We start from the raw sequence: 11,937 nt of genomic DNA, 5'->3' as shown, positions 1-11,937 counted from the left end.
ATTTTTTTATGTCTTAGATTCTAAAATTTACATCTCTACCTGAAGCTTACGAACTCTTGGCAAATACAGCACACGATAGGTCACCGCCAGAATTAACAGCCATAACGGACTGATCATCAAGGCTTTCAAGGTATCTGGTTCCAGACTCAAAATCACCAAAGCAAAGAACAGGAATGCCAGCACGATATAAGACATCCATACACCGCCCGGCATTTTAAAAGTCGAAGCAGTATGTTTTTCCGGTTGCTGCTTACGGTAGCGGATATAGCACACCATAATGATGCTCCAGATACTGATAAACAGGATCACACACAGTGAGCTCGCCAAGGTAAAGGCTTCCATCGTATTCGGTACAAAATACTGGAATGCTGCACCCAGCAGAATAAAAGTACAGGAGAACATCAGACCTTTCGCCGGTACTGCACGGCTCGACAGTTGTGCCAAGGCTTGTGGTGCCTGACCACCTCGTGCCAGGCCAAACAGCATCCGACTGGTGGAGAACACCCCACTATTCATCGAAGACATCACGGAGGACAAGACCACAAAGTTCATGATAATGGCGGACGTTGGAATCCCCGCATATAAGAACAGGCTAACGAATGGGCTCTGATCTGCAGGAATCTGGCTCCATGGCGTGACGGCCATAATCACCAGCAATGACAACACGTAGAACAGAATGATACGGGTTGGAATCGCATTGACTGCTTTAGGTAAATTCTTTTCCGGATCTTTGGTTTCAGCTGCCATGGTACCTAGCAGCTCCACCCCCACAAAAGCAAACATCGCGATCTGGAAACCCGCCAGAAAGCCCGTCACACCTTTCGGAAATAACCCATCTGACCAGACATGACTAAAGCTGGCCGTCGCACCGCTTGGCGCCTGAAAACCACTAAAGACCATATAACCACCGACAAAAATCAGGCCAATAATTGCCAGAATCTTGATCAGGGCAAACCAGAATTCAATCTCACCGAAGAGTTTTACTGTCACCAGGTTAATACCTAGAATCAAGAGTACACAGGCAGCGCTGATCAGCGCCTGTCCCGTCGGGGTAAAGGCTGTACCTTCGGGTAACCAGAAATTCAGGTAGTTAATAATCGCAGCCAGATCGGCAATACCAACCAGAACCCAGCCCAACCAGTACGACCAGCCAATGTAATAGCCTGCACCCGGACCAATCAGATCATGCGCCATATCAATAAAAGACTTGTACTGCAGATTCGACAGCAGCATTTCACCAAGAGCACGCATTAAAAAGAAAAACATCCCGCCAATGATCATATAGATCAGCAGGATCGAAGGACCAGCCAAGGCGATAGTCTTACCCGAACCCATAAACAGGCCGGTACCGATACAGCCACCAATGGCAATCAGCTGTAAATGCCGATTAGATAACTTGCGTTGTAGCTCATGTTGCGACGGCGCTGCGTCATCTCTAGAGGGTATAGTATTCATCTTCAGTTCCTTTTTCGCCTCAGGCCCTTGCCCACCTGATCAGATTTCCTCCTGAAATCCTGATTCAGATGCAGTTTCATTTAAAAAGTTAATGATCGGGTCTGATGTTGTTACAAAATTAAGTTGGGAGATCTCAAATATCAGAGGCTCTTAAGGCTGTGCTGCAATCACTGCAATTTCAATCAGCCAGTCTGGATTGACCAGATCCGCCTGAATGGTGGCACGTGCCGGAGTATCATGACCTTGCAGCCATTCCACCCAGAGTTGGTTTACGTTGCTAAAGTCAGCTAAATGCTTGATAAATAATTGCGCCGAAAGCAACCGGCTTTTATCAGTATTTGCCAGCGCAAGCAATTCTTCAATCTTGGCGAAGACCTCCAAGGTCTGTCCGTGTATATCCAGATCGGTACGTGTTGGTACCTGCCCTGATAAATACACGGTCTTGTTGTGAATAGTGGCAGCACTCATCACCTGATTGCTGCGGATACGTTGAATATCGCTATGTTCCATCATAAATTTTCCTCTCCATTTTTTCCGTTAATGGGTCAATATTGAATTTCCGGTTTCAAGCTGTACTGGCACACGGGCGGTAATGCCGCACATCAACTCATAGCCCACTGTTCCTGATCCTGCTGCAACTTCCTCAATGGGCAGCACTGTGCCGTGGGTCGACCGCCCCCAGAGCACTACTTCACTACCAATGTTCGTTTGAGGAAGTTCAGTCAGATCAACTGTCAGCATATCCATACTGACCCGGCCAATCGTCTGGGTTCTGACGCCATCTACCAGCACTGGTGTACCGGTCTGGCTAATACGCTGATAACCATCCGCGTAACCACAAGCCACAACACCAATTCGCATCGCCTGCTCCGCAACAAAGTTGGACCCATAACCGACACTTTGCCCAGCCTGAATATCTTGAATGGCAATGATTTCACTGCGTAAGCTCATACTTGGTTGGAGATTCCAGTCTTGAATACTATGGCTTGGATAATCTGGTGAACTGCCATAGAGCATGATGCCGCTACGTACAATATCGGAATGCAAGCTTTGATGATGGCGTAGAATGGCCGCACTATTACTGAGAGAGGTTTTAGCCTCAAGCCCCTGAATGGTCTGGCTAAAAATCAGGTTTTGATGCTCAATGCCATCCAATCCAAAACGCTGGCCATCCGCATCGGAAAAATGGGTCATATGCGTCATTGAGCGCACATTTTCAAATTGGCTTAACTGTTGCCAAACATCTGCATATTCATGCGACTGAAAACCTAAACGATTCATGCCGCTGTTCATTTTCAAGAACACATCAAACTGTGCATCCGGTGCTATTTCCGCAAACTGTTTCAGCCATTGCACTTGATGCCGGGAATGAATAGCAAAGCTCATGTCATGCTTTGCACATGCAAATAAATCCGCTAGCGTAAAAACACCCTCGAGCAACAGCAGCGGTTTTTTGCATCCCAGTGCACGTAGCCGCTTACCTTCTTCAATATCCAGAAAAGCAAAACCGTCTGCAGACTGAAATGCCGCATAAACCCGTTCAATGCCATGACCATAGGCATTGGCTTTGACCACAGCATACACTTCAGCATTTGGAGCAGAAGCTTTAGCAATATTCAGATTATGCTGCAATGCATCTAAATGCACTACAGCTTGAATTGGACGTGGCATAGATTCTTCCTTGAAACAGTAATTTAAGCCGCGTGTGAATAGCGTCCGAGTGACAGCCCTTCCGTGCTAATCTCGGTTTTATGATCCAGCACAATATCGCTGATTAACTTGCCCGAACCACAGGCCATGGTCCAACCCAAAGTGCCATGTCCGGTATTCAGGAACAGGTTTTTAAAACGGGTTTTTCCAATAATTGGCGTACTGTCTGGTGTCATTGGACGTAACCCCGTCCAGAAGCTGGCTTCAGCCAAATTACCACCCGGGAACAATTCCTGAGTGACCATTTCCAAAGTGGCACGTCGATTATCTTTTAAGTTGTGGTTAAAGCCACTTAGCTCAGCCATACCACCCACGCGGATGCGCTGGTCAAAGCGAGTGATGGCAATCTTATAGGTCTCATCCAGCACCGTAGATTGCGGCGCAAAATTGGCATCAACGATTGGAATCGTGAGTGAATAGCCTTTTACTGGATAAACTGGTAAATCCAGATGCAACGGTTTCAAGAAATCACGTGAATAACTACCAAATGCCAGCACGTATTTGTCCGCAGTGAATACCTGACCATTGACGACAACACCTTTAATTTCATTGCCCTCAGTTAGCAGATGTTCCACATTCTGGTTAAACTTGAACTGTACTCCCAATTCTTTGGCAACATTGGCTAAGGCGTTGGTAAATAGATAGCAATCACCGGTTTCATCATTGGGTAAATGTAAGCCACCGACCAGTTTATCTTGAGCGTGTGCCAAGGCAGGTTCAACTTTTGCCAAATCAGCTCCCAGTAATAATTCATGCGGCACACCACACTCTTGCAATACAGCGATATCACGTTGCACCATATCCAACTGGGCTTCATTACGAAATACCTGTAAAGTACCTTTGGAACGATGCTCATAGCTGATCCCGGTTTCTTTACGCAATTCACGTAAACAGTCACGGCTATATTCAGCCACACGGGTCATACGTTCTTTATTAATGGCATAGCTGGCTGGATTACAGTTTTTCAGCATTTGCGCCATCCAGTTCAACTGCCACATGCTGCCATCTAAATTAATCGCCAAGGGTGCGTGATGCTGAAACATCCATTTCACTGCTTTGAATGGAATGCCAGGTGCTGCCCACGGTGTCGAGTAACCTGGAGAGATTTGGCCTGCATTACCAAAACTGGTTTCTTCAGCAGGGCCAGTCTGACGGTCAAGTACAGTAACTTCTGCACCCTGCTGTGCCAGATAATAGGCACTTGCCACACCAATTACACCACTACCTAAGACCAAAACACGCATTGCCTTACCCTCAAAATCCTTCTAGTTGATTTAACTAGTATATTTTTGGATCAATAGTGAATTTCACTGTTTTAAAGTAATATATTCAGTGAATCCACTAGATTTCTCGCGTGATTTTAAAAAATTAAGGGAATAATGAATGCGCAAATTTGACCGTATTGATCGCATGATTCTAGACATCCTGCAACGCGATGGCCGGATTGCCATTAGCGAGCTGGCAGCTCGGGTGAACCTATCCACCACCCCGTGCTCTGAGCGTGTGAAGCGACTGGAACGCGATGGCATTATCATGGGCTATTACGCCCGACTCAATCCAGAAAAGCTGGAACGCAATTTACTGGTCTTTCTTGAAATCAAACTTTCAGCCAAATCCGGTGATGTATTTGAACAGGTCGCACGAGACCTGAGTGAAATTCCTGAAGTACTGGAATGCCATTTGATTTCTGGAGATTTTGATTATCTGGTCAAAGCGCGCCTGAAAGAGATGAGTGCTTATCGCCGCCTGCTGGGCGATCTATTAAAGAAACTACCCTCTTCCGCCTCTTCACACAGTTATGTGGTGATGGAGGAAGTAAAAGAGACGCTATATCTGGATGTCGGTATTTAATACTCTAGTTATCCACAATAACAACAAAGCTCCCAAAAGGAGCTTTGCCATTAATCTGAAAAATCTGAAAGTTTAAAAATATTAATCAGGAATACGTAGCACCTGACCCGGGAAAATATCATCAGCATCTTTTAATAATGGACGATTGGCTTCAAAAATCTTGTTGTATTGATTGGCATCGCCATAAAATTCTTTAGAAATTTTTGACAAACTGTCGCCTGATTTTACCGTGTAAAATTTACTTTCTGGTTCAGGGCTGCTCACCGTAAGCTGGTCATCCACTTTGGCCACATGATCAATATTTCCTACCGCGAGAATAATTTTTTCACGATCGGCCTGATTTTGTACCTGCCCACGCACAGTTGCCAGATCAGAAGTAGAGTTATAGCTAATCGACAAACCTTTAATTGGCAACCCTAAACTTTTAACATGACCCAATAACTTGTTGGCAATTTCTTGTGCCGATGGCTCTGCCGGAGCCGCTTTAGGCGCAGCCGCAGGTGCTTGTTGTGCAGCAGGTGTCTGTTGCGGTTCTGCCGCTGCGGTATTTTTCTTACCAATACCTTTTACAAAATCAAAAATACCCATGGAAGACTCCCTTATTGTCGTCTGATTTTTATCTCCCTATTGTTTATAGCGGAATTCACCTAAGCAGAAGTTAATCATTGGTAAGCTTCCTGTTAATGAATGTAAGTTACCATTAAGAAAAACACAGGCACAAAAAAACCACCTTGCGGTGGTCTTTAGGCTTAGCAGAGCTAAGAATCAACGATTAACCAAGTTTTTTAGAAACGTAGTCGATCGCAGATTGAACAGTTGTGATTTCGTTAGAATCTTCATCAGGAATTGTGATGTCGAAGTCATTTTCGAAAGACATTACCAGTTCAACTAGGTCTAGAGAGTCAGCACCCAAGTCATCCATGAAAGATGCTTCGTTTTTAATCTCTTCGATTTTGATACCAAGTTGTTCTGCAACCGCTTGCTTAACGCGTTGTTCGATATCGCTCACAGGAATTCTCCTCATTGCTTGTGGCGTTTTTAATGCCGTTAGTTTAATTGAATCTAAAAAATTTGGAAAGTTTATACTTAAGCCCCTTAGCTCATGTATAAACCACCATTTACGTGAATTACAGTACCTGTAATGTAACTTGCCTTGTCAGAAGCCAAGAAACTTACGGCATTTGCGATATCTTGTGGATCACCGAGACGGTTCAATGCCACTTGATCACTCATTTTCTTGCGAATTTCTTCACTTAACTGTTCAGTCATCTCAGTGGCAATAAAGCCTGGTGCCACAGAGTTTACCGTAATTTGACGGCTACCCATTTCTTTTGCAAGACTGCGGCTAAACGCTTCAATCCCTGCTTTGGCAGCAGAATAGTTCGCCTGACCCGGGTTAGCAAAATGCGCCACTACAGAACTGATGTTAATGATACGACCGAAACGTGCCTTGGTCATGCCTTTCAGGACACGCTTGGAAAGTCGATAAACGGCTTTCAGATGAATGTTCAGGATATCATCCCAGTCATCTTCTGACATACGCAGCAATAGGTTATCTTTGGTAATACCAGCATTGTTCACTAACGCAAGAACTGGACCATAGTTCTGTTCAATTTCAGTCACCAGTGCATCAATGGCTGCGCCATCACGCACATCAAGGACTTTACCTGCGCCATTTTCAGCAAACTGTGCAGATAATTTCTCAGCGCCAGCTTCAGAAGTGGCAGTTCCTACCACAAAGTAGCCATCCTGAATGAGTTGTTGCGCAATTGCAGCACCAATGCCGCGGCTTGCACCTGTCACCAAGGCAACTTTACGTTCCTGTGTCATGCAATTTTCCCTTCTGCCACCAATACGGTGTTTAATGCATCTTCCAGACGGGATTGATTGTCCAGTGGAAGTGCTTTTTCGATATTTGGTAAACGTTTTGCCATATTGGCAAGTACATTCCCCGGACCGCATTCCACGATATATGCAATACCTTCGTCTTGAAGGAATTGCAGGGTTTTGGTCCACTGTACAGATTCATACAATTGCGCAGTCAGTGCCTGACGTAATGCATTCACATCTGTTGCAATTTCCGCGCCCACATTTTGTATTACAGGAATACGTGGTAGCTCAATGGCAGTTTGTTCCAAAGCCGTAGCAAACTGTTCAGCGGCAGGTTTCATCAGTGAACAGTGGGATGGAACAGATACGGGCAATGCGATCGCTTTAGCGCCATTTTCTTTTGCCAGCTCAATCACCGCATCAACACGATCTTTGTTCCCTGCAACAACGACTTGACCTTTGGCATTGTAGTTGGCTGCTTCAACCGAACCTTCACCGGCTGCTGTTGCCTGTGCACAAAGCTCCACAACCTGAGCATCTTCCAGACCTAGAATTGCCGCCATTGCACCCACACCTTGTGGGACTGCATCTTGCATCAGCTTACCGCGCAGGTTGACCAGTTTCACTGCATCACCCAAGCTTAACGCACCAGATGCAACCAGTGCACTGTATTCACCTAAAGAATGGCCAGCCAGATACTTTGGTGCAACACCACCCAGTTCCAGCCATACACGCCATAATGCAATCGATGCAGTCAGAAGGACCGGTTGAGTGAATTCAGTCTGATTCAGACCTTCACCACTTTGTGCAATCTGCCACAGATCGAAGCCTACTGCTTCAGATGCCTCGGCAAATGTGTCACCTACACTACTAAACTGCTCAGCCAGTTCAGCGAGCATGCCCGCCTTCTGCGATCCCTGACCTGGGAATACAAATGCAGTTTTGGTTGCCTGAGCTGCTTGCTCGAGTTGTTTAGCAGACATAATAAAATCCTTTCAATTAAGAGGCGCTAATCTTCATAGAATTGATGAAAATTAACAGCTAAATACCACCTAACTCATTGTGGAGCGCAATTTAGCACGTAATTTTGGCTGGGGTAATTGCCAAATACAACAAAAAGCCCGACTTTATTAAAGCGCCTAAAAGTGACAGACAAAAAAAAGGGAGCTTAACGCTCCCATTTTTTCTATCAAGCTTGACGCTTAATACATCATTAATTATTCAGCAGATGCTTTAGCGAATAATTGACGACCACGGTAGATACCATCTTTAGATACGTGGTGACGACGATGAGTTTCACCAGTAGCTTGGTCTACAGTTAATGCATTCTCAGTTAAAGCGTCATGTGAACGGCGCATGTCACGGCGAGAGCGACTTTTACGGTTTTGCTGAACGGCCATGATGGCTCCTTACAAATATCGAAAAAATGGATCAGAACAAATTCGATTGTCTTATACGTATGAGTATAACACAAAAATTAGTTAAGTTTACCCTTCAAAGCTGCCAAAACTTCAAACGGATTGTCCCGTTTTTCTTCAACAACTTCTTCTTGAGCGGGTTGGTGCTTATGCTCACAAACATCATGCTTAGGAGACAACGGCATCAACAATAACAATTCATCTTCTATGAGTGCCAGTAAATCAGCGGTGGCAGGTGCATCATATGAACCTTTCGTCGTTGCTTCACTTTCACCTAAGACGATGAAATCAGCATCCTCATCCAAGCGCTCTATCAGTGATTCGTCATCCACAAGGGCAAGATGAAAATCTGAAACGAGTTCAATCTCAACGGTTTCCAGACAACGCTGGCATTCCATTGGAACTTTCGTTTCAACATGGCCATCTAGCCACACAATGCGATGATAAGCATCCATTGATAGCTTACAGTCTATGTTAATCAATTGATCATCAATTGATCCAACAGCTTCACGAGCAATACGAACAAAGCGGGATAAAGGCAGTTGACCTGACCATTTAAAGCCCTGTTCAGCCCATTTAAACGGCTCAATCTGTGCCGGAAAGGTATTTGCTGACATAATTAAGGCGGCAATTCTACAAATTCATCAGAACTCTGTCAAAGATTAAGATACAATTTTGTACTTATTTTTAGACAGACCAATTGGGTAATTTCAGTCATGCATCTGTTGCAGCCGCAAACAGAAGTGAATGTTTCATCACTCGTTAGCACACTTTCAACTCTGGATTCTGACAGCTCACTACAGCAAGTGCAACGCTTACCGTGGGCGAATGTATCGTCAGAAGCAGAACAGGTTGATTGGCTCATCTTACACTTTAATCACTGGTTTTCCCACCTAAATGTCACATTAGTCCGTGGTGATTTTGAACCAGAATATTTCCCGGCTACTGAAGATACCCCTGCCCGCATTCAATTTGCGCATGGTTTTTTCAATAGTGCCCTGCATGAGATCAGCCACTGGACCATTGCTGGTGACAAGCGTCGTCTATTGCCAGATCTGGGCTACTGGTATGCGCCAGATGGCCGCACCCAGGAACAGCAAGCTTTATTTGAACAGGTAGAAGTCAAGCCCCAGGCGATTGAATGGATGTTTGCCAAAGCCTTTGGGCGTAAATTTCGCGTGTCTTTAGACAACCTGACCGGTGAAGGCGGCAATGGAAGCAGCTTTAAAGATAATGTCTATGCACAGGTACAGCGTTATTTTAGCGGTGAAGCCAAACTACCTCGTGACGCAAAACGTTTTATTGATTGTATCTGTGCCTGTACACGGAATGGCAAAAGTTTACAATCCGACGAATTTATTCGTGAAATGCTTGATTAAATTATACAAATTTATCGTTATTGAGATTGCATGTCCGTCGCAGGCAATCTCATAATAAAGTCAGCACAGGATCGGAGACAGAGTTTATGTTGCATTTACGCTTACACCCAGACAATCCCCAACCACGTTTGATCAGTCAGGCCGTGGAACGTATCCGTGCCGGCGATGTAATTGTTTATCCAACTGATGCCGCTTATGCAATTGGCTGCCAGATCGGAAATAAAAATGCCATGGAGCGCATTGCCCAGATTCGTGGTCTAGGCCCTAAGCACCAATATGCCATTCTCTGCTGTGACTTGTCGGACATTGCGACCTATGCCAAAGTGGACAATGCCGTATATCGTTTGCTGAAAAATAATACGCCTGCTGTCACTACTTTTATTCTGCCAGCCACCAGTGAAGTACCTAAACGTTTAATGCATCCGAAGAAAAAAACCATCGGTTTACGTATCCCCAGCAATCCCGTATGTCAGATGCTGCTTCAAGAACTGGGTGAACCCCTGTTAACCTCAACCTTGATCCTGCCAGATCAGACTGATCCAATGGATGATCCATACGAGATTGAAATGCAGCTCGGCAAACGCATCGATGTATTTATTGATAGTGGCCTAGGTACATTAAGCACAACTTCTATCGTGGATTTATCGGGTGATCAACCTGAAGTAATTCGCCGTGGCGTCGGTGATGTAACTGCTTTTGAATAATTAAAACGTTTTAATTCAGTTTTAGGAGGAAATAAAGTGAATCTATTTTATCTCCTGCTAAACTTGAATGAACTTCCTGCCAATCATCTGATCTACGTCAAACGGCCTTGGACATTAGAATCTAAGGCAATTTCTATCGAAAAGAACTCTAAGCCTGTCTTAAGTCTGAATATCGACAATATTGAGTACCAGTATTTTCTTGAAGTTGCGATGACAAGAAAACTGCTGAACATTTATTCAACAAATAATCTCTGTCTAGCAGACACCTGCCAGCGAATAATTGAATATGCGTTAAAGCAGTAGGACCACAACATATTTATAACTGACTCAAAGTCATAAAATTTGGGCAATCTGCTAGTATCTGTTTATGCTCAAACACAGCCTTGCCAAATTTATTTTGAATGGTATAGCTGGATGAAACCTGATCTTCTTCAAGAACCGCTATATAGGCTTTTACCAAATCTGGCTCTTGACCTTGTAACTGGTCAACCTGCATACAACCAAGTTGTCGTACATGGCTTTGGATTTCTGCCGGTAATTGATTATCCGCTAAAGTGGTAAGTTTCATGTAAGTAATAATATTTGGCTACTGATTTAGTATATCTCCAGAGATGGGCAGACCACTATTTTCCAGTCGCTGTTGAGTCTGTGCATCCATGTGTACCTGTTTTAGATTATCTCGTGCCTGCTGTTGAAACTTATGCTCCCAATATTTTTCAGTTCCGAAAAATAGTCCGGCAATCACTAAAAGGCCAACAACAACAAATTTTATATTCATATTTTTATCCGTAGGATTTTAGCTTAAAGGTTGCGCAGCTTCTTCCGAAACCGATGCAGCAGGTGCAACCATGTCTACTGGGGCATTTTTTTGAGGTGGTGGGACATATTCTTCCCCAGCTTTTAATGCTCTCATTTGCAAAAAACTTGGACAATCCGACAGCTTTTGCTGATGTTGCATCATGTCCATACCAAATTTATTTTTGACATTCATATGAAAAACAATTTGATCTTCTTCAATCACATTTAAGACTGCAGTTCGAGACTTGTAATCAAAGTTTTGAAAAGCCTCTACAGAATCACAGGCTATGTTTTTGACATTCTGTTCACTCTTTACAGAAAGTTTTTTATTTTCATTTTCAAGCCAGCGTGTATAAAAGCGAATATTTGGATACTGATCCAGAATCGTAAGCTCTACCTTTTCTCTTTGAAGTATGGGTTGATACTTCGCTTCTAACTCGGCAAATTTACCTGATTGAAGCTGCTGACGTGCTTGGTCTTCAAGTTGCATCATTTCGTATTTTGGATAACCCCAGAATACCCCCAAGCCAATCACGGCAATAAGTACCAGCATAATAGCCATATTGATCACCCGTCCTGTTTTTAGTTGTTTTATTCATCAGTATATTTTTCTGAGATATTAGAATACTTTTTGAATGATAGATATCTGTTTTTAAGGTTTATTTTTTAAACTTTTACTTTTTAATTGCTGCTAAAGAAGGATTTTTCCTGATCTAATTCTCAATATTTGTCATTGCTCATGATCGATCTTAGGGGTTGCAAACCCAACTGGAGCTTAACTTCATTTCTATG

General features: G+C 43.9%; 17 protein-coding genes. 4 read left to right on the top strand and 13 right to left on the bottom strand.

The window, feature by feature from the left end:
• Positions 1-27 precede the first annotated feature (27 nt).
• From HADU_RS06100 to HADU_RS06085, 4 genes are all read right to left on the bottom strand, one after another.
• Complete coding sequence (locus HADU_RS06100) at positions 28-1,455, bottom strand: amino acid permease (RefSeq protein ID WP_008304441.1); 1,428 nt, start codon at positions 1,453-1,455, stop codon at positions 28-30.
• A gap of 150 nt (positions 1,456-1,605) precedes the next feature.
• Entirely contained in the window at positions 1,606-1,965 is a 360-nt protein-coding gene (locus HADU_RS06095; RefSeq protein WP_008304439.1) for a RidA family protein, read from the bottom strand.
• A 27-nt stretch (positions 1,966-1,992) separates the two neighbouring features.
• Complete coding sequence (alr, locus tag HADU_RS06090; RefSeq protein WP_008304437.1) at positions 1,993-3,126, bottom strand: alanine racemase; 1,134 nt, start codon at positions 3,124-3,126, stop codon at positions 1,993-1,995.
• Positions 3,127-3,149: 23 nt separating this feature from the next.
• A complete protein-coding gene (locus tag HADU_RS06085) occupies positions 3,150-4,409 on the bottom strand; it encodes a D-amino acid dehydrogenase (RefSeq protein WP_008304434.1) in 1,260 nt (419 codons plus the stop codon).
• 139 nt (positions 4,410-4,548) lie between these two features.
• Here HADU_RS06085 and HADU_RS06080 point away from each other — a divergent pair, with 139 nt between their 5' ends.
• Positions 4,549-5,016, top strand: a complete 468-nt coding sequence (locus HADU_RS06080) for an Lrp/AsnC ligand binding domain-containing protein (RefSeq protein ID WP_008304432.1) — start codon at positions 4,549-4,551, stop codon at positions 5,014-5,016.
• An 81-nt stretch (positions 5,017-5,097) separates the two neighbouring features.
• Here HADU_RS06080 and lysM read toward each other — a convergent pair whose 3' ends face one another.
• The 6 genes from lysM to HADU_RS06050 form a co-directional block, all read right to left on the bottom strand.
• Positions 5,098-5,604 (bottom strand): peptidoglycan-binding protein LysM, encoded by a 507-nt coding sequence (lysM, locus tag HADU_RS06075; protein WP_004811186.1) that lies wholly within the window; start codon positions 5,602-5,604, stop codon positions 5,098-5,100.
• 184 nt (positions 5,605-5,788) lie between these two features.
• On the bottom strand, positions 5,789-6,025 hold the full coding sequence (gene acpP / locus HADU_RS06070; protein WP_004646101.1) for an acyl carrier protein: 237 nt from the start codon (positions 6,023-6,025) through the stop codon (positions 5,789-5,791).
• A gap of 86 nt (positions 6,026-6,111) precedes the next feature.
• Positions 6,112-6,846, bottom strand: coding sequence for a 3-oxoacyl-ACP reductase FabG (gene fabG, locus HADU_RS06065; RefSeq protein WP_005221077.1), 735 nt, complete (start codon positions 6,844-6,846; stop codon positions 6,112-6,114).
• A complete protein-coding gene (gene fabD / locus HADU_RS06060; protein ID WP_005221075.1) occupies positions 6,843-7,829 on the bottom strand; it encodes an ACP S-malonyltransferase in 987 nt (328 codons plus the stop codon). The genes fabG and fabD overlap by 4 nt, the downstream gene beginning before the upstream one ends.
• Before the next feature lie 234 nt (positions 7,830-8,063).
• Positions 8,064-8,246, bottom strand: coding sequence for a 50S ribosomal protein L32 (gene rpmF, locus HADU_RS06055; RefSeq protein WP_004279227.1), 183 nt, complete (start codon positions 8,244-8,246; stop codon positions 8,064-8,066).
• Positions 8,247-8,323: 77 nt separating this feature from the next.
• Positions 8,324-8,881 carry a YceD family protein gene (locus HADU_RS06050; protein ID WP_004811191.1) on the bottom strand — a complete coding sequence of 186 codons (558 nt, stop codon included), beginning with the start codon at positions 8,879-8,881 and terminating at the stop codon, positions 8,324-8,326.
• 99 nt (positions 8,882-8,980) lie between these two features.
• On the opposite strand from HADU_RS06050, the gene HADU_RS06045 reads away from it, so the two are divergent.
• The 3 genes from HADU_RS06045 (at position 8,981) to HADU_RS16065 (ending at position 10,650) form a co-directional block, all read left to right on the top strand.
• Positions 8,981-9,643, top strand: a complete 663-nt coding sequence (locus tag HADU_RS06045) for an elongation factor P hydroxylase (protein ID WP_008304414.1) — start codon at positions 8,981-8,983, stop codon at positions 9,641-9,643.
• Positions 9,644-9,729: 86 nt separating this feature from the next.
• Positions 9,730-10,347, top strand: coding sequence for an L-threonylcarbamoyladenylate synthase (locus tag HADU_RS06040; protein ID WP_008304412.1), 618 nt, complete (start codon positions 9,730-9,732; stop codon positions 10,345-10,347).
• Positions 10,348-10,383: 36 nt separating this feature from the next.
• Entirely contained in the window at positions 10,384-10,650 is a 267-nt protein-coding gene (locus tag HADU_RS16065) for a hypothetical protein (RefSeq protein ID WP_005221073.1), read from the top strand.
• Positions 10,651-10,663: 13 nt separating this feature from the next.
• Here HADU_RS16065 and HADU_RS06030 read toward each other — a convergent pair whose 3' ends face one another.
• Genes HADU_RS06030 through HADU_RS06020 form a run of 3 tightly spaced genes read right to left on the bottom strand, consistent with a single transcriptional unit; the run spans position 10,664 to position 11,707 of the window.
• Positions 10,664-10,915, bottom strand: a complete 252-nt coding sequence (locus tag HADU_RS06030) for a hypothetical protein (RefSeq protein WP_005221072.1) — start codon at positions 10,913-10,915, stop codon at positions 10,664-10,666.
• A gap of 18 nt (positions 10,916-10,933) precedes the next feature.
• Positions 10,934-11,125: a hypothetical protein gene (locus tag HADU_RS06025; protein ID WP_005221071.1), complete on the bottom strand. Its 192-nt coding sequence runs from the start codon at positions 11,123-11,125 to the stop codon at positions 10,934-10,936.
• An 18-nt stretch (positions 11,126-11,143) separates the two neighbouring features.
• Complete coding sequence (locus HADU_RS06020; protein WP_005221069.1) at positions 11,144-11,707, bottom strand: hypothetical protein; 564 nt, start codon at positions 11,705-11,707, stop codon at positions 11,144-11,146.
• Between the last annotated feature and the right edge of the window lie 230 nt (positions 11,708-11,937).

This window comes from Acinetobacter sp. HA (assembly GCF_000264725.1).
In the GTDB taxonomy this organism is placed as follows: Bacteria; Pseudomonadota; Gammaproteobacteria; order Pseudomonadales; family Moraxellaceae; genus Acinetobacter; species Acinetobacter schindleri.
Note: the sequence above shows the minus strand (reverse complement) of the source record. Positions and strands in the feature narration are given on the sequence as shown.